The 23,415-nt window shown below is 56.6% G+C and carries 21 protein-coding genes and 2 pseudogenes; 11 read left to right on the forward strand and 12 right to left on the reverse strand.

Annotation, left to right across the window (positions count from 1 at the left end; all coding sequences use genetic code 11):
- Positions 1 to 58 precede the first annotated feature (58 nt).
- From CHY22_RS02785 to CHY22_RS02795, 3 genes are all read left to right on the forward strand, one after another.
- Positions 59 to 1,138 (forward strand): ATP-dependent 6-phosphofructokinase, encoded by a 1,080-nt coding sequence (locus CHY22_RS02785; RefSeq protein ID WP_089572334.1) that lies wholly within the window; start codon positions 59 to 61, stop codon positions 1,136 to 1,138.
- A gap of 265 nt (positions 1,139 to 1,403) precedes the next feature.
- Complete coding sequence (locus CHY22_RS02790; protein ID WP_089572335.1) at positions 1,404 to 2,324, forward strand: helix-turn-helix transcriptional regulator; 921 nt, start codon at positions 1,404 to 1,406, stop codon at positions 2,322 to 2,324.
- 448 nt (positions 2,325 to 2,772) lie between these two features.
- Positions 2,773 to 3,093, forward strand: coding sequence for a hypothetical protein (locus tag CHY22_RS02795; protein ID WP_089572336.1), 321 nt, complete (start codon positions 2,773 to 2,775; stop codon positions 3,091 to 3,093).
- 54 nt (positions 3,094 to 3,147) lie between these two features.
- On the opposite strand, the pseudogene CHY22_RS02800 reads toward CHY22_RS02795, so the two are convergent.
- The 3 genes and pseudogenes from CHY22_RS02800 to CHY22_RS02810 form a co-directional block, all read right to left on the reverse strand.
- A pseudogene (locus CHY22_RS02800) lies at positions 3,148 to 3,663 on the reverse strand (relaxase/mobilization nuclease domain-containing protein); the annotation flags it as partial.
- Positions 3,624 to 3,953 carry a plasmid mobilization relaxosome protein MobC gene (gene mobC / locus CHY22_RS02805; protein ID WP_002569185.1) on the reverse strand — a complete coding sequence of 110 codons (330 nt, stop codon included), beginning with the start codon at positions 3,951 to 3,953 and terminating at the stop codon, positions 3,624 to 3,626. The gene mobC and the pseudogene CHY22_RS02800, both read right to left, overlap by 40 nt.
- Before the next feature lie 269 nt (positions 3,954 to 4,222).
- On the reverse strand, positions 4,223 to 4,576 hold the full coding sequence (locus CHY22_RS02810; RefSeq protein WP_089572337.1) for a helix-turn-helix transcriptional regulator: 354 nt from the start codon (positions 4,574 to 4,576) through the stop codon (positions 4,223 to 4,225).
- Positions 4,577 to 4,957: 381 nt separating this feature from the next.
- On the opposite strand from CHY22_RS02810, the gene CHY22_RS02815 reads away from it, so the two are divergent.
- The 4 genes and pseudogenes from CHY22_RS02815 to CHY22_RS02835 form a co-directional block, all read left to right on the forward strand.
- The gene (locus tag CHY22_RS02815; protein ID WP_004607970.1) at positions 4,958 to 5,143 is read left to right on the forward strand and encodes a cysteine-rich KTR domain-containing protein; all 186 of its coding nucleotides are present in this window, start codon (positions 4,958 to 4,960) and stop codon (positions 5,141 to 5,143) included.
- Positions 5,144 to 6,133 carry a 23S rRNA (adenine(2503)-C(2))-methyltransferase RlmN gene (gene rlmN, locus CHY22_RS02820; protein ID WP_089572338.1) on the forward strand — a complete coding sequence of 330 codons (990 nt, stop codon included), beginning with the start codon at positions 5,144 to 5,146 and terminating at the stop codon, positions 6,131 to 6,133. It begins immediately after the preceding gene.
- A gap of 537 nt (positions 6,134 to 6,670) precedes the next feature.
- Positions 6,671 to 7,111, forward strand: coding sequence for a sigma-70 family RNA polymerase sigma factor (locus CHY22_RS02830; RefSeq protein WP_089572339.1), 441 nt, complete (start codon positions 6,671 to 6,673; stop codon positions 7,109 to 7,111).
- Positions 7,092 to 7,169, forward strand: a pseudogene (locus CHY22_RS02835) (helix-turn-helix domain-containing protein); the annotation flags it as partial. The gene CHY22_RS02830 and the pseudogene CHY22_RS02835, both read left to right, overlap by 20 nt.
- A 62-nt stretch (positions 7,170 to 7,231) precedes the next feature.
- Here the strand turns inward: CHY22_RS02835 and CHY22_RS02840 are convergent.
- Together CHY22_RS02840 and CHY22_RS02845 are read right to left on the reverse strand one after the other, a co-directional pair.
- Positions 7,232 to 9,997, reverse strand: coding sequence for an FtsX-like permease family protein (locus tag CHY22_RS02840; RefSeq protein WP_233502816.1), 2,766 nt, complete (start codon positions 9,995 to 9,997; stop codon positions 7,232 to 7,234).
- A gap of 5 nt (positions 9,998 to 10,002) precedes the next feature.
- Positions 10,003 to 10,704: an ABC transporter ATP-binding protein gene (locus CHY22_RS02845; protein ID WP_089572340.1), complete on the reverse strand. Its 702-nt coding sequence runs from the start codon at positions 10,702 to 10,704 to the stop codon at positions 10,003 to 10,005.
- Between the two features lie 271 nt (positions 10,705 to 10,975).
- Here CHY22_RS02845 and CHY22_RS02850 point away from each other — a divergent pair, with 271 nt between their 5' ends.
- Together CHY22_RS02850 and CHY22_RS02855 are read left to right on the forward strand one after the other, a co-directional pair.
- Positions 10,976 to 11,614, forward strand: coding sequence for a GyrI-like domain-containing protein (locus tag CHY22_RS02850; RefSeq protein WP_089572341.1), 639 nt, complete (start codon positions 10,976 to 10,978; stop codon positions 11,612 to 11,614).
- 185 nt (positions 11,615 to 11,799) lie between these two features.
- The gene (locus CHY22_RS02855; RefSeq protein WP_089572452.1) at positions 11,800 to 13,044 is read left to right on the forward strand and encodes a chloride channel protein; all 1,245 of its coding nucleotides are present in this window, start codon (positions 11,800 to 11,802) and stop codon (positions 13,042 to 13,044) included.
- 69 nt (positions 13,045 to 13,113) lie between these two features.
- On the opposite strand, the gene CHY22_RS02860 is transcribed toward CHY22_RS02855, so the two are convergent.
- From CHY22_RS02860 to CHY22_RS02885, 6 genes are all read right to left on the reverse strand, one after another.
- A complete protein-coding gene (locus tag CHY22_RS02860) occupies positions 13,114 to 13,788 on the reverse strand; it encodes a TIGR00266 family protein (RefSeq protein ID WP_089572342.1) in 675 nt (224 codons plus the stop codon).
- Between the two features lie 166 nt (positions 13,789 to 13,954).
- Complete coding sequence (locus CHY22_RS02865) at positions 13,955 to 15,322, reverse strand: ATP-binding protein (protein WP_089572343.1); 1,368 nt, start codon at positions 15,320 to 15,322, stop codon at positions 13,955 to 13,957.
- The gene (locus CHY22_RS02870) at positions 15,319 to 16,008 is read right to left on the reverse strand and encodes a response regulator transcription factor (RefSeq protein ID WP_089572344.1); all 690 of its coding nucleotides are present in this window, start codon (positions 16,006 to 16,008) and stop codon (positions 15,319 to 15,321) included. The genes CHY22_RS02865 and CHY22_RS02870 overlap by 4 nt, the downstream gene beginning before the upstream one ends.
- Before the next feature lie 228 nt (positions 16,009 to 16,236).
- Complete coding sequence (locus CHY22_RS02875) at positions 16,237 to 16,815, reverse strand: methylated-DNA--[protein]-cysteine S-methyltransferase (protein WP_233502817.1); 579 nt, start codon at positions 16,813 to 16,815, stop codon at positions 16,237 to 16,239.
- A gap of 454 nt (positions 16,816 to 17,269) precedes the next feature.
- Positions 17,270 to 18,295, reverse strand: coding sequence for an aspartate-semialdehyde dehydrogenase (locus tag CHY22_RS02880; protein WP_089572346.1), 1,026 nt, complete (start codon positions 18,293 to 18,295; stop codon positions 17,270 to 17,272).
- A 174-nt stretch (positions 18,296 to 18,469) separates the two neighbouring features.
- Positions 18,470 to 19,858: an aspartate kinase gene (locus CHY22_RS02885; protein WP_089572347.1), complete on the reverse strand. Its 1,389-nt coding sequence runs from the start codon at positions 19,856 to 19,858 to the stop codon at positions 18,470 to 18,472.
- A 104-nt stretch (positions 19,859 to 19,962) separates the two neighbouring features.
- Here CHY22_RS02885 and thrC point away from each other — a divergent pair, with 104 nt between their 5' ends.
- Both thrC and thrB read left to right on the forward strand, forming a co-directional pair.
- Positions 19,963 to 21,480 (forward strand): threonine synthase, encoded by a 1,518-nt coding sequence (gene thrC / locus CHY22_RS02890; RefSeq protein WP_089572348.1) that lies wholly within the window; start codon positions 19,963 to 19,965, stop codon positions 21,478 to 21,480.
- A 201-nt stretch (positions 21,481 to 21,681) separates the two neighbouring features.
- The gene (gene thrB / locus CHY22_RS02895; protein WP_089572349.1) at positions 21,682 to 22,563 is read left to right on the forward strand and encodes a homoserine kinase; all 882 of its coding nucleotides are present in this window, start codon (positions 21,682 to 21,684) and stop codon (positions 22,561 to 22,563) included.
- A 258-nt stretch (positions 22,564 to 22,821) separates the two neighbouring features.
- Here thrB and yihA read toward each other — a convergent pair whose 3' ends face one another.
- Positions 22,822 to 23,412 (reverse strand): ribosome biogenesis GTP-binding protein YihA/YsxC, encoded by a 591-nt coding sequence (yihA, locus tag CHY22_RS02900; protein WP_089572350.1) that lies wholly within the window; start codon positions 23,410 to 23,412, stop codon positions 22,822 to 22,824.
- Positions 23,413 to 23,415 lie beyond the last annotated feature (3 nt).

Below are 23,415 nucleotides of genomic sequence, written 5' to 3' on the forward strand. Positions count from 1 at the left end.
AACAGTGTGCGGGGGGTAAACTTATGCGCATGTTATAACTTGCCCGGAAGGATTCATCATGCTCAGGATCGGTCTTCTTACCAGTGGCGGCGACTGCCAGGCGCTCAACGCCACCATGCGCGGCATCGTCAAAACACTCATGACCAATAGCGAAGAGCCTATCGAGATCTACGGTTTTGAGGACGGCTACCAGGGCCTTATCTACAGCAGGTTCCGCGTCATGACGCCCGCCGATTTTAGCGGTATCCTCACCCGCGGCGGCACCATCCTGGGCACGAGCCGTACGCCGTTCAAGCGCCTGGATACTCCCGAGGCCGACGGCGTCGAGAAGGTGCCCGCGATGGTCCACACCTATCACAAGTTGCAGCTCGACTGCCTGTTTATGCTGGGCGGCAACGGCTCCACCAAGACCGCCAACCGCCTGCGCGAAGAGGGCCTCAACGTTATCGCCCTGCCCAAGACCATCGATAACGACACCTGGGGCACCGAGTTGACGTTTGGCTTTACGAGCGCCATCGACGTCGCCACCAAGTGCATCGACGACATCCACACCACCGCTTCGAGCCACGGTCGCGTGTTTGTCATCGAAATCATGGGCCACAAGGTTGGCTGGATTCCGCTGTATGCCGGCGTCGCGGGCGGCGCGGACGTCATCCTGATTCCCGAGATCCCCTACGACATGGATAACGTCATCAAGACCATCGAGCATCGCATGGAGACCGGCAGCCGCTTTACCATCGTAGCCGTCGCCGAGGGTGCTATCTCCAAGGAGGACGCGGCGCTGTCCAAGAAGGAGTACAAGAAGAAGCTCGCCGAGCGTACGAGCCCGTCAATCGTGTACGACATCGCCAAGGAGATCGAGGCCAAGACCGGTCGCGAGACCCGCGTCGCCATCCCCGGCCACACGCAGCGCGGCGGCCAGCCCGACGCCCAGGACCGCATCTTTGCGACCCAGTGCGGCGTCGAGGCAGCGCTTGGCTGCCTACGCGGCGAGTTTGGCTACATGATTGCCCTGCGTGACGGCAAGATGTGCCACATGCCGCTCGAGGAGGTCGCCGGCAAGCTCAAATATGTCGACCCCCAGAGCGATCTGGTGCGCGAGGCCAAGGCGTTGGGCATCAGCTTCGGCGACGAATAACCTCGGCCGAAATTAAGTTGCGGCGAAATAGTTCCTGCTTAGCCCGCAAATGGCTGAATTTAGGAACTATTCCACCGCAACTTTTGAGCCGGGCTCTTAGCTGTTGCGCGCACTGACATTTGTCACATAATTGCTGGTCATGATGGTTGCTACCGGTAGTTGCGGTAGGGTTGGGGCAGATTCTAACTAGAAATGGTGGTCGCTACCGGTTGTTCTCGGCATACTCGCCTCATTCGATTATGGTCACCACACGAAAGGAACCACCATGGATCTTGCGATGGCGCAGCGACTCGTCGATCGCCGCAAGGCTGCCGGGCTTTCTCAGGAGGCGCTTGCTGTCCAGCTGGGCGTAAGCCGCCAGGCTGTGAGCAAATGGGAGCGCAGCGAGTCCTCACCCGATACCGATAACCTCATTGCGCTCGCCGCGCTGTATGACGTGTCGTTGGACGAGCTGCTATATGGGGAGGCGGCCAACGATGCCGTCGACCTGAAGGACGGTAGCGCCGACACCGAGACGGCGGATGTGGCTGACGAGGCTGAGGATTCTGCCGAGCACGCCGATTGCGGCGACAAACCACTTATCGATATTTCCCTCGCGCGCGGTATCCACGTCATTGATCCCAATAAAGGCGAGGAAGTCCATGTTGGTTGGAGCGGCATCCATGTGACCAACAAGCGCAAGGGCGAAGAGGTGCATGTGGGGCCGGGCGGCGTGCATATCGATACGCTTGAGGACGATGGACATAGCGTGCGTACCAATGACGACGGCACCGTCACCATCGACGGCGAGACGTTCTCCAGCTGGAAGGAAGCACACGACAAGCTCGACCATCATGGCAAGTATTTCCACACCAAGGTCGGACGTGCATGGAACAAGTTTCCCTTCCCCGCACTTGTCACTCTCGCCTATCTGGCGCTCGGCATTGTCTACGGCACATGGGGCATGGGGCTTTTCCTCGTCTTTTTGGTTCCCGTCTACTACGCAATTGGTGACTTTATCGATCGACGCCATTTGTCAAAGCTCATTGAATGCGTCTATCCAGCAGCCGCCATTGCATGGTTTCTCTATATGTGGCTTTGCCTGGGGCAGCCCCATCCCGCATGGGCCATCCTCATCACGATTCCCATCGTAAAGGCGCTCATGCGCTGGTGTCGCAAACAATGGAAGTGCCGCAAACAGGCCTAAACCACCCCAACCAGCCAGCGCCACTCATCCGACACCGCCCGCCCCTTTCAAGTTGCGGTGATATAGGGACTGTTTTGAGGCTCCAAAGCGCCAAAACAGTCCGTATATCACCGCAACTTACAAACAACTGGGTCAGTTCCGGCACGGAGATTAGCATTGAGCTGACCGCGCGCCAAGAAAAGGGCCTATTTACTACGTTTAACTCGAGAGGGCCGACCATACCCGCTTTTTTGAAAATTGACAAGCCCTCTACCTGCGGTTTTAATTTCATAATCTTTGTCATGGTCGAGGGTGTGGTAGCAAACGTAGTAGATAGGCCCATTTTGTGGCATACCACCCATTCAAGCCCAATCTCGAAGGCTAAAGGGAGCCTCTCATCCACGCCTGCGAGCGAAAACCAAATAGAATGAAAGGCAACTGGAAAGCCCGTTTGACGAGCGGAGGACATATGCGCGACGTAGCCGAAAGCGACTGGAAGCTGTTTAAGAAAATGCTTCCTCAATGGCAAGAACGTTATATGGAAAAGCTCATCGGCCAGTACGTTGAGATGCTGAACGGCGACAGCGAAGCGTCCAGTAGATTTTGGGCACTAGAAGAGCGCCTCAATAGAGACAAGCTGTCCTCAGGCGTAATTGCAAACGACATTCGCCGCAGCACAATGCACCGCGAGATAGCCAATTTGCTTATCGACAGTGTGATCACCCCTGATGACCTTGACGGTTTTACCGAGGACATTAAGAGCTATGCGCAACACTGGATTGGCCAGTAAGAGCACTGAACGACAGACATCCCCAGCAAAACGGGGCAAACGCCGGGCCACCTAACTTGTGCCCGTCTTTTCTGCTTGGTACTCTGCATAACTCTTTCCCTTGCTGCCCTTGCCGGGAACGACGACGGACAAGCCATTCTCCCGGCACAACTTGTCGCTCATGTTCCGTATGCCGTAATAGCTCCTTTTGTTGGAATTGTATTTGTGGTGGTCTACGAAGTTTACGGCGCAGAAAAAAATGTGATTGTGGACGTGTCCTTTGTCAATGTGCGTCGTGAGTACATACTCATGCTGCCCCTTTGTTACCGCGTCGGCAAGCTGCTTCCCGATTTCGTGGGCTTTCTGATAATCGACTTCCCCCGGCTCAAAGGACTGTATCAGATGAAAGGCTAAATTGTTCCCCTTTTGGAGTGCTTGCGACAGGGTATATTCAAACTCAATATCTGCCGTTTCATAGGAGCAGCCGAAAGATGACACAAGCATTTTCCCGTCCGTCTTGTCCGGGTTTTCGATATAGTCAAGGGCTTTGCTTAGAGTGCTTTTAATAGGCTTAATCTTTGTAACCGCCATATCTCCGCAAGCACCCCCTTTATTTCCTCTATGTCCTCTTGGTATGCGTTCCCCGTCGCGTTTACGCGGCGTGCTATCTGGTTGACGTTGACACCGATTTTCTGTATCTCTGCGGTCATTGCCTTTATGTCGGCGTGGTCTATCTGAATGATATACCCGTCAATGGCAATCTTCCGCAGATATGCCGCCATGTTCCGGGTGGGTACGAGCTTCATTTTTTCCAGTATTAAATCCCGTTCCGCTTCCGTCACTCTGAATTTGATTTGCACCGTCCTTTTGCGTCCGTCCATGTGTTCGCTCCTTTCCTTTCCGTTCCGAGGGTTTGGGACACTTCCCAACAAGCAATTTTCAACCGACGCGCCGCAGCGCGGGAGGGCGAAAATACGGAAGTGGGTACCCGCTTCCTATGCTTGCTACGAATGTTTTTATCTTTTAGGCTCTTATCCCTTACTACGGAGAAAAAGCGATTTTGCCAAACTTCCGCAAAAGAAAAACGCTGCAATCTCAAAAAAAGATTACAACGCTTTCTAAATCCTGTTCAGTTTTAAGCCGGACATTCCTATTCGCCCTCTTTTTCGACTTCGGAAATCTCTTTTGCCGTTGCGGTCACAATCCGTATGCCCGTATCGCTCATATCGTCAAGGAGCGCGTCAAGCTGCCGCCGCTGCGTGTCCTTTGCGGCGGGCGTGTCTAACAGGAATTGGTCTACGGATATATGGTAACGCTGTATCAGCTCAAAGAATATCTGTAAACTTGGGTGCTGCCCCTTGTTCTCAATGTTCGCAAGGTAACGCGGCGAGATAAACATTTCGTCGCCTACTTTCTTGCGGCTCTCTTTGCGTCCTTCACGCGCTGCCTTTATCGCTGCCCCAAAAGCCTTGAAGTCGTATCGTGGTACTGGTCTTTTTGCCATAGTTATTCACCCTCTTACATTTTACTGTTCCCCTTTCTTCTTGGATATGTCTACACAATTCAATCAGTTAGCCAAAATAATTCATATGTATATGTTGACAATTAGCCGCTTTTTTTGTATAGTATTATTAAAAGGGGGAAATGTTTATGTTACATAGCATGCGTATTCGATAAGCATTGAAATCAAAAAAGATTTTTCCCATTTTCAATATGGGCTTTTTTGTCATGCTTATTTTGCGTATGCTATACAACAAAACTAACGATGTATAGACATAGTATAAAAACTATGCCTTAATTTTGTTGTAGTGTTATATGTATAAATGCAGGTCAATGCTCATGTTGAGAATTGACCTGTATTTTTTTGCACAAAAGGAGAAATAATATGCTTGAAAAATATTGGATAAAATGTCCAATTTGTAACGGAAAGACGAGGGTTCAAGTATTTTATAATACGGTATTAAGAAATTTTCCTCTTTTCTGCCCTAAATGTAAATTAACACATATCATTGATGTTGAAAAATTAGAAATCATAATCAAAAACTCTGAAAAACAAAAGGAAGGATATTAAATGAAACACTTACCTAAAAGTACACCTACGGAAATATTGAATGACCCATACGGATTTACTTACAAAGAAATGTCGGAAGTAATTGGAGAGGATAAAGCAAGAGCCTTATATGCGGAATTGTATAAACAGCCATTTCACAAAAAAAATCTATCAATATCAACAAAAAAAGTCTATAAAAGTAGCGATACTGAAAAGTATGTTTATGAATTGAAAGACAACAGGTATATCGAAACGGTTTTTATTAAACGGCGAGATGGTGGGACTGTTTGCGTAAGTACGCAAGTTGGTTGTTCTGTTGGTTGTATTTTTTGTGAGTCCGGACGCAATGGTTTCGTTCGTAATCTAACACCATCTGAAATTGTGCAGCAGGTCATATTGATACGTCAAAAAGTAAATCGTATCGTTTTTATGGGAATGGGAGAACCTTTATTCAATTACGACAACTTGATTGCAGCAATCCATATTCTTCGAGATAGAAATGGACTTAACTTTCCAACCGACGGCATTACCGTATCAACAGTTGGTCCAGTTAATCAATTAAAAAAATTGCGCGAAGAACATCTAAAAATTCAGTTGACAATATCTTTACATGCAGCAACACAGGCTGCGAGAAACTGCATCATTCCTCATATGCACATGTACGCTATTGAAGATGTTGTTAAGCAAGCATTGTCCTATTCACAAAGGCATAATCGAAAAGTGGTATTTGCGTATTTGCTTTTACCAGGTATAAATGACCGTTCCTCAGATATAAGGCAACTTGCAAAATGGTTTAAGGGCAAAAATGTTATGATTAACGTGCTGCAATACAACCCGACGAGTAATTCAAAAATTAGAGCACCACAAAAACAAGAAATGGTTGCGTTCAAACATCAATTAGAGCAAACAGGACTTGAAGTTACCATGAGAGTTTCTCATGGTAGAAAGATTAAAGCAGCTTGTGGACAGTTAGCTAATACATATAATAAAGCCAAAAAACAACAAAAATAATTTAATTAAAAGAGCCAGACGCACAGACGCAGAGCCGATAATATGCAGTTTGAAATACTGCTGTTATCGGCTCTTTTTTGATTTAATTTGTGCCCCCAATAACCATATTGGAGCAAAATCAGAACTGTTGCTTGTCGTTCTTTGATTTCCGCAGCAGCTTTGAAAAACCAAAGCCGCCGTTTCTTTTTATCTTCTAATGAAATGACGCGGTATCACTGTTAAAAGCGGCGGCTAAAAGGAGGTAGCCGCCATGAAGCACATACCCTATCGACAAAATCCGACGGTCATTGACATATCAAAAAAAGCCCGACCACCGCCGGGAACCTCTCTACCCTTGACTATGAACTGTCTAATCATCTAAATACTGCTTATAATACCCATACGCCTGTCCGGGCTTTTCGGACAGGCGTATTTTGCTGCTCAAAAAATCTTTTTGAAAAAATTTCAAAAAATCTTCGGCGTTTTTCAAAAACGCCGTATTGCCCCGCGAAAAGGGGGAAGCACCACCAACTTTCCAACGAGAAAGGAGGTGAGAATGTGGAACCTAATAGCAGGGAGTTTTACAAACAATGTGCTTTTCAGAAGTTTTGTAATACGGTGCTGCACAATGAAGCGTGTGACGCTCACAGGGAGCTGCACAGGCATAAGGCAAGGGAAGTCACCTTTTCCGATTTGCCCTTAGACGAAGCGCGGCAGCTTCATACCTTTGATGAATATTTCAAACGGGAAACCGCCGAAACCGTCTTTGAGAAAACCGGGAAGAAAATCACGCCGAAGCTGCTTCTTGAAGCAATCCGTACTTTGCCGGAAGAAAAGCGCAAAGCCGTACTCCTGTACTATTTCGAGGGAATGAACGACACCGAGATTGCGGAGCTGTTCAACACGTCGAGAAGCACGATACAGTACAGGCGGACAAGCTCTTTTGAGAAATTAAGAAAATATCTGGAGGAAAATGCTGATGAATGGGACGAATGGTAACGAACCCGGCTACCCGGAAAATGCCCTTGTTCCCTATCCTGTCATTGTGGCAGCGACAATGGTTGTCCGGCGTTTGCCCAGATAAAACCTGCCAAAATAAACCTGTCCCTTTTTGGCAGGTTACTCGGCGCTCTTGAGGGCGCCGACCATGTCGATCTTGTTGAGCGTTCGGTTGGTGGCGAGGTTGACGATGATCGTAAAGCCAAAGGAAAGCACCACGGCAAGCGCGTAGCTCAGCGGCTCGACTTCGACGTCAAAGTACAGCGACGGCATCTGCAGGATGTACGTAAAGCTCTCGGCAAGCAGGCCACCCAGCGGCACGCCCAGCGCGGCGCCAATCGCCGTGAGGATCAGCGTCTCCTTGTTAACGTAGTGGTGTACCTCACCACGACGGAAGCCCAGCACCTTGATGGTCGCCAGCTCGCGTTCGCGCTCCGAAATATTCGTATTAGACAGCGTAAACACCACCACAAACGACAGGCACGCCGCCATAAAGGTCACGAGCACCACGACCGAATTGATAATCGTAAAGTTCGCCTCATAGTTTTCCCAATGCTCGGCCGTACTCGAAATCGTAAGCCAACCGTCACTCTTAAGATTCTTGCTAAACGCAATCTGGTCGGCCGACGAACCCTTAAGCAGCACAAAGACGCCGTTAAGGCGTGCACTTCGACCGAACGCGCGCTCATAGGTGCCCTGCGTCATGTAAAGCGTGTTGCCCAGATAGTTGAGCGAGATGTCGCTGACTTTGACCTTGGCAACATTGAGCGACGAATCCTGGACGTGAGCCGTGTCACCCGGCTTGATCCCCAGCACCAGCTGAGAGCTCTTGCTCAAATACACATCCCCGTCACGCAGGGCGAGTGGTTCTTTGGACTCGTCCTCGAGACACACGTAGTCGTCCAGGTCGTTCGTGCGGTCATCGGGCACCACGATCAGTTGCACGGTCTCGCTCTTGCCGCCAAATGTAAAGGAAACGTTGTCGGTCATAATCGGCAACGTCGCGGTCACGGTCACGTCGGAATCCTTGGCTGCGCTGCGCTCATCCAATGCCGCGCACGTCTTCGAAAAATCGTCGGGATTGGCGACCGCCAGGAGGTCATAGCGCGTGATATGCCCGTACTGCTTGGGCGAAAGCGCCACCGACGTGTCACGGATGCCCATACCGCAGATCACGAGCGCTGTGCAGCCGGCAATTCCGAAGATGGTCATAAAGGCGCGCTTTTTATAGCGGAATAGGTTGCGTGCAGCGACCTTGTTCAAAAAGCCCATACGGTGCCAGATAAAGCCGATGCGCTCGAGCAAGATGCGCGAGCCGGCGCGCGGAGCCTTGGGGCGCATGAGCGAGGCTGGGGTCTCGGCCATCTCGTGGCGGCAGGCGATAATCGTGGCGCCCACCACGCCCACGGCAAACAGCGCCACCGAGACGATTGAGGACACAATGTCGTACGAAAGCAGCATCTGGGGCAGCGAGTACATGTCGTCGAACACCGTAAACAGGAACAGCGGCAGGCCCACAAATCCGATGACGTTGCCCAGCACGCCACCGATCAGGCACGCCCACAGCGCATAGTCCACGTATTTGGACAGGATGCGCCCGCGTGAATAGCCGAGTGCCTTGTACAGACCGATGAGTGTGCGCTCCTCCTCGACCATGCGCGTGGCAGTGGTAAGGCTAATGAGCACAGCGACGATAAAGAAGATAAACGGGAAGACCGTGGCGATGGCCTCGATCGAGGAGCTGTCGCTCTCGACGCTCGAGTAGCTCGCGATGTTGCCACGGTCCTGGATGTACCAGGTGCATTCGCCAAGGTCGGAAATCTCGGCGCGGGCATCGGCGAATTGCTGGTCGGCGGCGGCGCGGCGCTGGTCCAAATCGGCCTGAGCCTGGGCGCGCTCCTCGCTGCCCTCGGCCATACGGTTGATGTTGTCCTGTTCAATCCCAAAGACCATGTTCGCTTGACGCTCGGCCGCGTCCAAGCTCGCCGGCGTATCGGCCGTCAGTTCCTGGGCACGCGCTTTTTCGCGCTCGTCACGAATCTTCTCGATATTGCCCTTGACCTCGTTAATCCTTGCCGTATAGGCATCGGAATAGGAGTTGAGGTCCTTGGCTCCCTCGACGATCACGTGGATCGCGGAATAGGACGACGACGTCGCGGCATCCTCACTCACGTAGAACTTGTAGTCCGCGGCCGAGGCGGCACGGAAGGCGTTGACTGTCGAGTCGGAGCTCACATCAGTGGGATCGAGGACCTCAGCCGTAATGGTGTAGTCCCCATCGGCAAACTGGTCCTTGGCGCTTTGGTTCGACGAGCTCGCGTCATTGGCGGCAAAACTCACCGTATCGCCGATTTTCTTGCCCGAAGCCTTCAAAAAACGTGAGGTCACTGCCACTTCGCCCGAAGTCTCGGGCAGCTCGCCGCGTACTAGCACCGGTTGGTCAATATTCTCTTTGGAGAGGCTCTGTACGACGACACGCTCGCGCGTCGTACCCACGGCGGTATAGGCGGTCTCGGTATAGATGCCCTCGGCCGTCTCGACGCCGTCGACCTCCTGAATGGCCGCAAGATCGTCATCGGTCAGACCATAGGTCGACTGCACGTTGATGTCATAAACATTCTGATGGTCAAAATAGGCATCGACCGAATCGCACAGATCCTCGCAACCCGCCTTGAGGCCGCACATCACGCTCACGCCGAGCGCCGTGATTACGACGATGGATAAGAAGCGCTTAAGACTGCCTCGGATTGTGCGGTAGATGCCACGGCGAAAAACCATCGGCACCATATCGTTTGAGCTTTGGGCAGTGCGGTAGGTCGTAAAATCCTGCTCGCGCTCCGTGTTCTGCGCATCGCGGCGTTGGCTGTTGTGGCGGTCCTGGTCCATGGGCGCTACCACTCGATCGTCTCGATCGGCACGGGATTTTGCTGGACCGTCTCGCTCTCCACGCAGCCATTCTTAAAGCGAATCAGGCGATCGGCCATGGGCGCGAGCGCGGAGTTGTGGGTGATGATAATGACCGTAATGCCCTGCTTGCGGCAGGTATCCTGCAGCAGCTGCAAGATCTGCTTGCCAGTTTTGTAGTCAAGCGCGCCCGTGGGCTCGTCGCACAGAAGCAGCTTGGGGTTCTTTGCCAGTGCGCGGGCGATGGACACGCGCTGCTGCTCGCCGCCCGAAAGCTGCGCCGGAAAGTTAGCGAGGCGGTCGCCCAGGCCAACCTGGCGAAGCGTTTGCTCGGCATCGAGCGAATCGGGGCAGATCTGCGCCGCGAGTTCGACGTTCTCAAGCGCCGTCAGGTTGGGGACCAGATTGTAGAACTGGAAGACAAAGCCGACGTCGGCGCGGCGGTATTCCACGAGCTGTGCCTCGTTGGCGGAGCTCACGTCACGCCCGTCCACCGTCACGGTGCCGGAAGTTGCCGTGTCCATGCCGCCCAAGATATTGAGCGCCGTGGTTTTACCGGCGCCCGAAGCGCCCAGGATAATGGCAAGCTCGCCACGCTCAACGGTAAAGCTCGCGCCGTCGAGCGCATGAATGCGGGCATCGCCCTCGCCGTATGCTTTGATGACGTCTTTGAATTCGATATAGGCCATCGATTAATTCCCATCTGGTCGGATAACTCTTTAGTATTACCCATTTCCCACCTACCAAAAAGGGACAGGTTTATTTTGGCAGGTTTTATATGGGGAAACGGCAGCTATAGATAGGGCGCCGGGGAGGCCGAGAAATCATCAACGGGGTCAGGCCGACCGCCAAACACAACGCACGCATCTCAATCTGTCAGCCAAATCATTCGAACAGTTGTTCGTTTCTATGATATGATTCAACTATCTAAGCAGGCCAATACGCAGAAAGGCGGCCAACATGGCGTTCGACTTTAAGAAGGAATGCAAGGAGCTCTACAAACCTGCAAGCAAGCCGAGTATCGTAACTGTCCCGCCTATGAGCTACGTTGCCGTTCGCGGAAAGGGTGACCCAAATACCGAAGGTGGCGAGTATCAAAACGCCCTGCCGCTACTTTACGGCATCGCCTATACCGTCAAGATGTCGAAGAAAGGCTCAAGGAGTATCGAGGGCTATTTCGACTTTGTGGTACCGCCGCTCGAGGGTTTCTGGTGGCAAGAGTCCCCGAGCGGCGACATCGATTATGTACGCAAGGACAATTTCAACTTTATCTCGTGCATCCGCCTGCCCGATTTCGTCACCCGAGATGACTTTGGCTGGGCAGTCGCGGAAGCCACGACCAAAAAGAAACTGGACTTTTCCGCCGTCGAACTGCTTAAAGTTGACGAGGGTCTCTGCGTTCAATGTATGCACACCGGGCCCTACGACAACGAACCGGCGACCGTAGACGCTATGCATGAATACACGACCGAGCTGGGCTATGTTCCCGACTTCTCAGACACCCGTTTACATCACGAAATCTATCTCTCCGATCCACGCAAATGCGCACCGGAGAAACTTAAGACCGTGGTTCGTCATCCTATCAAGCGCGCTGAATAGCGTGGGGCGTCATTTCACGCGCTAGGTTTTAAGCCAGCCAACCAGCCGCCTCCTAGGCCGTCCGGTAATTATCTTGACGCGGCCCGTCGCATCTTATAAGTTTGTTTTGCTAAAGCTGGAAAGCCTCTCAACGATGCGCAACTCCAGCTCTTTTTCTATCAAGAGAGCAAGTGTCGGAAAGCAAAATGTCAGAAAGCAGCGCATCGAGCAGGATTAAACGCCTGGTCAACACCTATAGCGGTCTCGTGCTCATGGGCGCCGTCGGAATCCCTATCGGCGTTATCGTTGGCGCCATCTGTGCCCTTTTTGGTCGTGTGCTCCTGGCAATTGGCGCCTTCCGGGACTCGCACGTCGCGTTGCTGCTCCCCTTTCTCGCTCTTGCGGGCCTTGCCATCGTGTTTGCCTACCGCACCTGGGGCAAGGGCACCGACCGCGGCATGAGTCTGGTGTTCGACGTAGGCCACGGACACGAGGACGCCATCTCCCCACGTTTGGTGCCGCTCATTATGCTGAGCACGTGGGCCACGCATCTCTTTGGCGGCAGCGCGGGACGAGAAGGCGTAGCCGTGCAGATCGGCGCAACCGTCTCGCATTGGATCGGCCGACGTCTACCTTTCCGAGACCCCGGCAACACGTTTTTGCTTATCGGCATGGCCGCCGGCTTTGCCGGACTCTTCCGAACGCCCCTCGCCGCCACGGTCTTTGCGATCGAAGTACTGGTCGCAGGACGCATGGAATACCGCGCGCTGTTTCCCGCGCTTACGGCTTCGCTTGCCGCAAGCATGACCTCCGGCGCTCTGGGACTCGAGAAGTTCGAGGTCGCCATTACCGCCTCGTATGCGCTCGACCTCCCCGGTCTTGGACGACTGGCGCTGTTGGGTATCGCGTTTGGTATGGTAGGTGGAGCTTTTGCCTGGTGCCTTGCCCATGCCAAGACCCTTGCAGCGCGGCTGCTCCCCAGCCCTTACATACGCGTTGCCGTTATGGGCCTTGCGCTGTCGGCGATTCTGTTCGCGCTGTGGCAGGGGCGATACTGCGGCCTTGGCACCAACCTGATATCCGCGGCACTGGGTGACAACGGCGAGGCGTCGATCATGCCTTGGGACTGGGCGCTCAAATTCGTACTCACCATCGCCACGCTTTCCGCAGGATATCAGGGTGGCGAGGTGACGCCGCTGTTCTCCATCGGAGCCAGCCTGGGTGTCGTACTCGCCGGGATTCTCGGCATGCCCGTCGAGCTCTGCGCCGCGCTGGGATACGCCGCCGTCTTTGGCAGCGCCACCAACACGCTACTCGCGCCGATCCTCATTGGCTGCGAGGTCTTCGGTTTCGGTAATCTGCCGATGTTCTTCATCGTCTGCGTTGTGGCTTATCTGTTCAACATGGACAAATCGATCTACGCCCTGCAGGAGCACAGCCGCACCCGATAAACAGGGCGTTTGCCACCAAAAAACGCGCACGACAGGCCGGGCCCGCCGCGCGCGTCATCCTATACACGATTAGTTATTGTTGTTGGTCATCGAAGCCACTGCTGCCGCAAGATTGGAAATGGGCATTGTCTGCAGCCAGATGCGCCCCGGACCGGTGAGCACAGTGTTGAACACGCCTTCACCGCCAAACATGATGTTTTTGACGCCCTTGACCATCTGCGCGTCGATGCTCACCGTCTCCTCAAAGCCGGCCACGTTGCCGGTATCTACAATCATTTGCTGGCCAGCAGCAAGCTCGTACTCAACTAGGTCGCCGTCGATCTCGGCAAAGGCAATACCCGAGCCCGTGAGCTTTTGCATGATAAAACCCTCGCCGCCAAAGACGCCGGTCTTTGCCTTCTTGTTAAAGTGGATGCTCAGCTCAACACCACTTTCCGCGGCAAGGAACGAACGCTTCTGCAAAATCCAGCTCTTACCAGGGCCAATCTCGATCGGTATAATGCGGCCGGGGAAGCAAGAGCCAAACGCAATCATGCCATCGCCGTGCGCGGTCCAAATGTTTTGGAACAACGCCTCACCCGAAAAAGCCTTAGAGAACATCTTGCCTATACCACCGCCCGAGGTGGACATCTCCATGTTGGGGGTCATCCAGACCATGGCACCGCTTTCGGTGATCATGGATTCGCCGTCGCTAAGGTTGCACGTAACAACCGGGAAAGCCCCTCCGCCGATCTCGTACTGCATGACCGTCTCCTTTCCTTCGGGAGCCGAACAACGATGTCCATATTTTAGCAGTTAGAGGTGCGTTTATTTGGGTCGGTGGCGTTCATGGCGCCGATCACCGCCAGCCTCCGCTGCCGTCTGCACAGATAAAACCTGCCAAAATAAACCTGTCCCTTTTTGGCAGGTCTTAGAGGCGGACGGTGAAGGTGATCTGATGATCGTGGCCGGATACGGTGGCTGATCCGCCATGGGCTTCGGCGATGGCGCGCACGACGGACAGCCCCACGCCCGAGCCACCTGTCTTGGAGCTGCGCGACACGTCCGCACGATAGAAGCGGTCGAACAGCCGGTCCAGGTCGCCCTCGGGCAGCTCATCAACAGCATTCGATACGACAAGCTCGGCCGAGCCTTTGCCCGCACCGCGCGAAACGGCACGCAGGCTCAGCTCGATCACGCTGTCCTCGCTTGCGTAGCGTGTGGCGTTGTCCAGCAGCAGCTCAACAACCTGCGCCACTGCCGCGGCATCGGCATGGGCCCGCACACCGCTCGCGATCGACGTCGACAGCCGCTTTCCGCGCGAAACCGCCACCGATTCAAATGGCGTCGCAGCCGTGTCCACGGCCTCCGAAAGATCAATCGTCGCCATAGTAAAGCCGGCCGAACCCTCGTCCATACGCGCCAGGAACACCAGACGCTCCGTGAGCGCCGTCAGCCGCGCGACCTGCTCGTGAATGCTCTGCGTCCACTCGCTCTCGCCGCTCTCGATCTCTTGGACCTCGTTGGCGGCGTCAATCACGGCCAGCGGCGTTTTGATCTCGTGGCTTGCATCGGTAATGAAGCGCTTCTGTTTGCTATAACTCTCGACCATCGGCCGAATCACCGCACCCGAGGCACCCGCCACAATTGCCAGCACCGCCAGCCAGCCAATGCAACTGATCGCCACGCTCGCGCTCAAAAACGAATGAAAGCTTGCAAGCTCGCGCGAGCAGTCCACGAACACATAGGTGATCTCGTCGTCCTGGACGTCGGTCGTATAACGATAATTGCCAGAGAAGCCCGAGGTCCAGCCCTTGGCATGCAGCCTTGCGGCAATACTGGCGGCGCGCTTGGCACCAACCGCGGCAATGCGGGCCGTATTGACATCGGCAACCTGTCCGGCGTCAATCGTCACCGTAAAGTAGCGCGTGTCGAAGGGAGACTCCGCCGTCATGCCTTCGAAGTGTCTGATGCGAACGCCCGCTTGGCTATCGCCGGCATCCTTGCCATTAGCGGGCTCGGCTTTAGGCTCGTCCCCCCAATCGATACCGTCCTTGCCCGCCAGAATATAGTCCAGGCGAGCGTCGGCCATCTTGCAAACATGCGAATAATTGACAATGTTGATGCCAGCGATGATGAGCGTGAGCACCACGGTCACAGCGCCCATGGCAACGAGGATGAACTTACGACGCAGGCGACGGCCCATTGCACTGGCAGCATCGGCGCGCTCCGGATTACCCGAGCCCACACCCATGCCGAGCTTCGCCGCCATGCGCTTGCACCACGTGCGCACGCTCACGCCCGTTCTCCTTCCTCGACAACCTCGAGCGAATATCCCTGGTTGCGCGACGCGCGGATGGCCACGTCGGCACCCAGCGCCGTCAGCTTTTTGCGCAGGTACGAGATATAGACCCACACTACATTGGCACCTTCGGGCGCGTCCTCGCCCCAAACCTCAAGCATTAGGCGCTCGGTGGGCATGCGCGTGCCGGCGTTGCGCATAAAGAGTTCCATAAGCTGAAACTCGCGATTGGCCAGGTGCTCCTCGCCCAAAGGTCCCACAAGCGTGCAAGCCGCCGTGTCGAGGCGCACGTTACCCACGCTGAGCGTCGTGGCGTCAATTGCCGTCGCGGCACGCGTCATGGCACGAATACGCGCAAGCAGTTCCTTGGCGGCAAACGGCTTGGTCAGGTAATCGTTGGCACCGGCATCCAGGCCCTCGACCTTATCGGACACCTCGCTTTTTGCCGTGAGCATGATGATGGGCAGTCGCTTTCCGGCGGCGCGTGTACGCTTGAGCACCTCGATGCCGTCCATGCCGGGCATCATGATGTCCAGGATTGCGGCGTCGTAATCGTTGGTGAGTAGATTCTCGAGCGCCGTCAAGCCGTCGAGGGCGGTGTCGACCTCGTAGTCGCTATGTTGAAGAATCGCGGTGAGGGCGCGGGAGAGACCAGGTTCGTCCTCGGCAAGCATCAGCTTCATAGTTGCTCCTTTGGCGCATGGCTCTACAGGTTTCGATACTGCCGATGATAGCGTACCGTCAACCGCCTTAGCGCAGCCTTAGCGGCTCAACCTGCGCGTTTTCAAATACGCAGGATGTGACTTAGCCAAACTTAAGCCGCCGATGCCGAGCGCCCGGACGCATACCGGCCGCGGAAGGACGGAGGCTCGTCCTTTTGCGGCGTCCTAGTTATGCAAAGCGTTCGAGCGTTATTCCTCGTACGCGCCCTCAAGCCGAAGCAGCCACTCCTTGCGATCAAGCCCGCCGGCATATCCGTTGAGCGATCCGTCGGCCGCGACCACGCGATGGCACGGCACGATTATCGAAATGGGATTACGCGCAACCGCAGCCCCCACCGCACGAGGAGACACAGCGGGCGCTTCATTTCCCGGCACACGATGTCGAGCCGCTACACGCTGGGCGATCTCGCCATACGTAGCGACCTCGCCACGCGGAATAGAAAGCAGCTCAAACCAAACCTCGCGCTGAAACGCCGTACCAATCAAATGCAACGGCGGCGTAAACCGAGGCTCCTGCCCTGCAAAATAAGCATTCAACCAAGCCCAAGAACGCTCGAGCACCGAGGAGGCCACACCATTTGCCGGACTCACCGACGACATGCCACCGGTACCGGAAACCGCGTCGGCGCCTTCAACATGTTCGGAGTCTTCCCGGAGAAGCGTGGAACCAAAGTGCTCCTGCCCCTCAAACCAAAGCCCCGTCAGACCGCGGCCATCAGCGGCAAGCAAGATTTCGCCCAAAGGCGAGGCAAATGTCGTCGTGACCACCAGCGGCTCCTTTCAAAACTCCGCAACATAATACCGCGAATTGTGCAGACAACCCCAATCGACCCCAAAGTCACCCAAGGCAGCAGGCGCGACAGCGCCGCAGCTGCCGCACGACCCCAAAGTCCCCGCAGGTAGCAGGCGCAACGCGCCGCAGCTGCCGGCCGCGCTCCGCAGTCCCCCAAGACGGCAGGCGCGAAGCGCCGGGGCCGCCGCCGGGACCAGGGCCTGCAACGGCCACGTGCCCCCACATCAGCCCAGCGGCCCCAACCAGCAGCGGCCCCATCGCAGGCCGCTCGCAGCCGAGTCACCGCAGGCAGGGGCCGGGCTTAGTTTTCAGAACACTCCGCAGACCAGTGTGGCGCCTTGTCCGCGGCTCCGAAGGAGCAGGACAAGGCGCCACACATGGTCGAGGACGTTCTGAAAACTAAGCCCGGCCCCCGCCGGACAGGTCGCACTACTCGCAGAGCAGCTTAGCAATCTGGACGGCGTTGGTTGCCGCGCCCTTACGGATTTGGTCGCCGCAGCACCAGAAGGTGATGCCACGCGCGGCCTCGGGGTTCGAGATGTCGCGACGCACACGACCGACCCAGATCAGGTCCTGGTCGGACGTATCCATCGGCATGGGGAAGCGATCGTGCGCATCCTCGGCGCTCATGTCGTCAACCAGCTTGACGCCGGGAGCGGCAGCCAGCGCAGCACGAGCCTCCTCAACCGTAATATCGCGCTCAAACTCGAGCGTAATGCTCTCGGAGTGCGAGCGCAGCACGGGCACGCGCACGCAGGTGCAGTTCACGCGCAGCTCGGGCAGATGCATAATCTTGCGACCCTCGTTTTGCAGCTTCATCTCCTCGGAGGTAAAGCCCTCCTCCTTGACGCCGCCAATCTGCGGAATCAGGTTGCTCGCCAGCTGGGCGGCAAAGGCGCGCGGCTCGGGAATCTCCTCGCCGCGGCCCAGGGCGGCCAGCTGAGCCTCGAGCTCAGCCATACCGGGAGCGCCAGCGCCCGAAGCCGCCTGGTACGTCGAGACGATCATGCGCTTCACGCCGGCGAGCTGATGCAGCGGCCACGTAGGAACCAGGCCGATGATGGTCGCGCAGTTGGGGTTGGCGATAAGGCCGTGATGCCACTTGATGTCGTCGGCATTGATTTCAGGCACAACCAGCGGCACCTCGGGATCCATGCGGAAGGCGTGGCTGTTGTCGACCACGACGGCGCCGCGCTTGACGGCCTCGGGCAGCAGCTCCTTCGCAATATCGTCGCCGGCGGCGCCGAGCACGATGTCGCAGCCCTCAAAGGCCTCGGGGCAAGCCTCCTCAATCACAACCTGCTCGCCGCGGAACTCGACGGTCTTGCCCGCAGAGCGCGCGCTCGCTAGCAGCTTGAGCTTGCCGACCGGAAACTCCTGCTCGTTGAGGCACTCGAGCATCTGGGTACCCACGGCTCCCGTCGCGCCCAAAATAGCAACCGTGTACTGTTTCATGCTTCCCCCTTTAGAGGCTGTGGCTTTTGCCCGCACGCCGAGCAGGCCGATTATTGTTGCCAGTGTATACAAGAACAGGGCGGGCACGAAACCCGCCCCGTCGAAACGAAACCGAAACGAAACGCCCCGCCGTAGATTTTTGAGGCAAGTCCCAAAAATCTACTGGGATAGCAGCTACTTGTGGAGCGCGGCCGGGGCGGGATCGACCGGCGCGGGAGCCTCCAGGTCGGAGACCTTCACAATGCCGTTCTCGTCGGAGAAGGCGCGGTAAATGGTCCGAATCGCCAGGTCGAAGTCCTTCTCCTCGACACCGATGATGATGTTGATCTCGTCACAGCTCTGCGAAATCATACGCACGCTCACGCCAGCCTGGCCGAGCATGCCAAACAGGTGGCCCGAGATACCTGCGCGGCCGCGCAGGTTACGGCCGACGGTCGCGATGAGCGCCAAGCCCTCAACGACCTCGATCTCGAGCGGCTCGACCTCCTGCTGAATGTCGCCCACGAGCGAGTACAGCGAGTCGTGCACGTCCTGCTCCTGCACCACGGCGCCAAAGCGGTCGACACCGGTGGGCATGTGCTCGACGGAAACGTCATAGCGCTCGAAGACCGAAAGCGCGCGGCGCATAAAGCCGACACGCGGCTTGGTGCGGTCGCGGGCAACGTTGATGGCGACAAAGCCGCGCTTGCCGGTCACGCCGGTAATGATGGGCTCCGCCTCACCCTCGTCAGCCGTCTCGCTAATGATGGTGCCGGGGTCCTGCGGCGCATTGGTGTTCTTGATGACCAGCGGAATGCCCGCCTCGCGCACGGGGAACACGGCCTCCTCGTGCAAGACGCTCGCGCCCATGTACGAAAGCTCTCGCAGCTCCTCGTAGGTAACGCGGGCGATGGGCTGAGCCTCGGGCACAATGCGAGGATCGGCAGAATAGAAGCCCGAAACGTCGGTCCAGTTCTCGTACAGATCGGCGCCCAGGCACTTGGCCAGAATCGAGCCGGAAATATCGCCGCCGCCACGATCGAGCAGCTTGATCTGGCCCTCACGCGTCGCACCGTAGAAACCGGGCATAACAAAGCCGCCCTGCTGACCGTACTCCTGCACCAGCTCGGAGGTGCGGTTCATACTGAGCGTACCGTCGTGATGGAACGCCACAACTGTCGCGGCGTCCAGGAACGGCAGGCCCAGGTACTCGGCCATCAGGCGAGCGGTAAAGTACTCGCCGCGGCTTACGAGCTCCTCAGTAGAGTAGCCACCGGAGCGAGCACGCTCGGCAAAGGCCGCAAACTCTTCGCGGATGGGATAGGTGAGCCCCAGCTCGTCAGCGATATCAAAATAGCGCTGACCGATGTCCTCGAGCAGCTCCTCACACGACACGTGGTACTTAACGTGCGCGTTAACCAGGTAGAGCAGGTCAGTCACCTTGGTGTCGCCCTTAAAACGGCGACCGCAGGCAGAAACCACCACAAAACGGCGGGCCGGATCGGCATCGACGATGGCCTTGATCTTCTTAAAGTGTTCGGCGTCGGCGACCGACGAGCCGCCAAACTTGGCAATCTTAATCATGGGCTGGAGGTTACCTTTCTAAAAAGCCTCTGCGAACCTATTTTGCGCGCTCTGATACCATGGTTTCACCGATTGGGACCAAGGCATCCGAGGAGCAGTGTTATATGGGAACTTATCATAGTACACGAGGACGCACTTTATCGTGCTCAAGTAAGGTGGCAATCCGCACCGGCATCGCTCCCGACGGGGGTTTGTTTGTCTCGGACGAGCTCGGCACCCAGCAGGTCGATATCAGCTCGCTTGCAGATAAATCGTACTTTGAAATCGCTCAAGATGTGTTGGGAATGTTACTGAATGATTACACGACCGAAGAAATTTCGGCCTGTGTGAATGAGGCATACCGCGGCACGTTCGCGAGCGAAGAGGTCACGCCGCTCGTCAAACTCGACGCCGCACCGGGCGCTGACGTCCCTCAGACCTATGTGATGGAGCTCTTTGGCGGCCCCACAAGCGCCTTCAAGGACGTCGCCCTGCAGATGCTCCCCCGTCTGATGGCCCGCACTTCCGCCAAGGACGGCGGCGCCGAGCGCATCATGATCGTCACCGCCACGTCGGGCGACACGGGCAAGGCAGCACTCGCCGGCTTTGCCGACGCCCCGGGCACGGGCATCACCGTCTTTTATCCCGAAGGCAAAGTCAGCCGCGTGCAGAATCTGCAGATGTCCACGCAGGAGGGCGATAACGTCGCCGTCTGCGGCATCCGCGGCAACTTCGACGATGCCCAGAGTGCCGTCAAGCGCATCTTTGCCGATAAGGAGCTTGCCGAGCGCCTGGAGGCCGCTGGCACTGTGCTTTCGAGTGCCAACTCCATCAACGTCGGCCGCCTGGTGCCGCAGGTTGTCTACTACTTTGCCGCCTATGCGCAGCTGCTGCGCGCCGGCGCCATTGTGGCCGGCGACACCGTGGAGTTCTACGTACCGACCGGCAACTTTGGCGACATCCTGGCCGGCTACTATGCCAAGCGCATGGGTCTGCCCGTCGCCAAACTCGTCGTGGCCAGCGACAAGAACAACGTGCTCGCCGACTTCCTGACCACCGGCGTCTACGACCGCAACCGTCCGTTCTTCACGACCATCTCGCCGTCGATGGACATCCTCATCAGCTCTAACCTGGAGCGCATGCTGTACTTCCTGTCCGATGGCGACTGCGAGCTCGTTGCTGGCCTTATGGAGCAGCTGGCACAGACTGGTCGCTACGAGGTTCCCGCCGACCTGCTGGCAAAGATTCAGAGCGTCTTTGGCTGCGGTTGGGCCAGCGAGGACGAGGTCCGCGCTGCCATCAAGAACTGCTGGGATGCAAACGGCTATGTGATCGACCCGCACACCGCCTGCGGCTATCACGTCTTTGAAAAAGTCACCCCCGCCGAGGGCGCCAAGGCCCGCGTGCTGCTTTCGACCGCCAGCCCCTACAAGTTCCCGCGCGCCTGCTGCGACGCTCTGGGCCTCGACGTTCCCGAGGATGATTTTGAGGCTATGCGTGTGCTCGAGCAGGCCACCGATACGGTCGCCCCGGCACAACTTGCCGAGCTCGAGTCCAAGCCCGTCCGCTTTGAAGACGTCTGCGACGTCGATGAGATGGCAAGCTACGTCGAGTCTGCAGCAAAACGAATGAGCACCAACTAAACCCCTTATTAAGCGCCGGCGAAAGCCGGCGCACCTTCTTTTATCAGAAACCCACCGGGATGATGACGAACTGACATGCGGGTCTGCCTGTTTAGTTCGTCGCGAGTTCCGCACGAGCCGGAAAGCACTTAATGTGCTTTCCGAGCGAGCCAGGACTGCCCGAGCAGCGAACTAAACAGGCAGACCGCCCAGGAGATTCCCATGATCAAGATCACCGTCCCCGCCACCAGCGCAAACCTAGGCATCGGCTACGACACCCTCGGCATGGCCGTCAGCCTCTACTCGCACTTCACCTTTGAGCGCGCCGACAAGCTCACCATCACGGGTTGCCCCGAGGAGTTCCAAAACGAGAACAACCTAGTCTACGTGAGCTTTGTGGATGCACTGGCCGCGTGGGGCGAGCCGGCTTTTCCCGTTGCCATCGACATTCAAACCGATGTGCCCGTCGCTCGCGGCCTGGGCTCCAGCTCCACCTGCGTCGTCGCCGGCATTATGGCCGCCGCCGCGCTGACGGGCCACACCGTCGACCGTGCCGAGCTCGTCCGCATTGCCACCGAGGTCGAGGGCCATCCCGATAACGTCGCCCCTGCCATCCTGGGTGGTGCCGTTTGCTCCTTTACGCCGACTGATTCGCTCCCCCAGTGTCTGCGCTACGAGGTGAGCGATCGCTTGCGTTTTATTACCGTGATTCCGCCCTACGAGGTGCATACGAGTGAGGCGCGCAAGGTCGTGCCGCAGGAGATTCCACTCTCCACCGCCGTATGGCAAATGGGCCGCATCGCCGGCATGACGCGCGGCCTGGAGACCGGCAACCTTGACCTGATTGCCGCCGCCAACGACGACCGCATCCAGGAGCCCTATCGCCGCCGCCTGATTCCCGATTACAACGCCGTGCGCGACACCTGCCTTAACGGCGGCGCCAAGACCATCTGGATCAGCGGTTCGGGCTCGACCCTCATGGCTGTGACCGACGACACCATCGTGGCAAAGTTCCTACAGGTCAAGCTGCGCGAGCAGTTCCCCAAGTGCGATACGCATATTCTGACGTGCGACACGGAAGGCGCTCAAATCGAGTACCTGTAGACATCCTCCTCATATACCTGTCCGGGACGGTCGGGATGTTCCCTCAAAATCGTCCTCGCACATGAAGGCCCCTTGTCCTGCTCCTACGGAGCGACGGACAAGGGGCCTTCGCGCTGCGGAATGATTTTGAGGGAACATCCCGACCGTCCCTGCGCCTACCTTGCTGAGGATGTCTACAGGGACCCACGCTTTGAAGGGGCGCCGGGCTGATAGTTTGGCTTTTTATTGGTAGGGGCTCTTGCTAGACTGAAGCACTTATTAGAGGCACGCCTCGGCAATGCGGCGCTTGAGCTCGTCGATGCCCACACCGGTCTGGGAGCTCGTGATGATCACGTTTTCGGCCGGGACGTTGAGCTGCTTTTTGATGGCTGCTGCCTGGCGGGCCTGCTGGGTGCGGCTGAGCTTGTCGGCTTTGGTGAGGCAGACGATAAAGTTGAACTCGTTGCCCTGCAGGTAGTCGATCATGTCATGATCGAGCTTGCTGGGGTCGTGACGAATGTCAACCAGCGATACGACCAGGTTAAAGCTGCGCTCGGAGTCAAAGAAGTCGCCAATAAGCTCGGCCCAGCGGTCGCGCTCGGCCTTGGAGCGACGGGCGAAACCGTAACCCGGCAGGTCCACGAAATGCACGTCGTCGGCCTCAAAGAAGTTGATGTTGCTCGTCTTGCCCGGCGTACTGGAAACCTTGACCAGGTTCTTGCGGCCAAAGAGCTTGTTCATAATCGACGACTTGCCCACGTTGGAGCGGCCGACAAAGCTCACCTCGGGGCAGGTGGACTCGGGAATCTGCGAAACCTTGCCGTAGCTGGCGACGAACTTGGCAAGCTGGTAGTTAATGGAATCGGCCATGGA

The sequence above is a fragment of the Collinsella sp. TF06-26 genome, assembly GCF_002232035.1.
GTDB lineage: Bacteria > Actinomycetota > Coriobacteriia > Coriobacteriales > Coriobacteriaceae > Collinsella.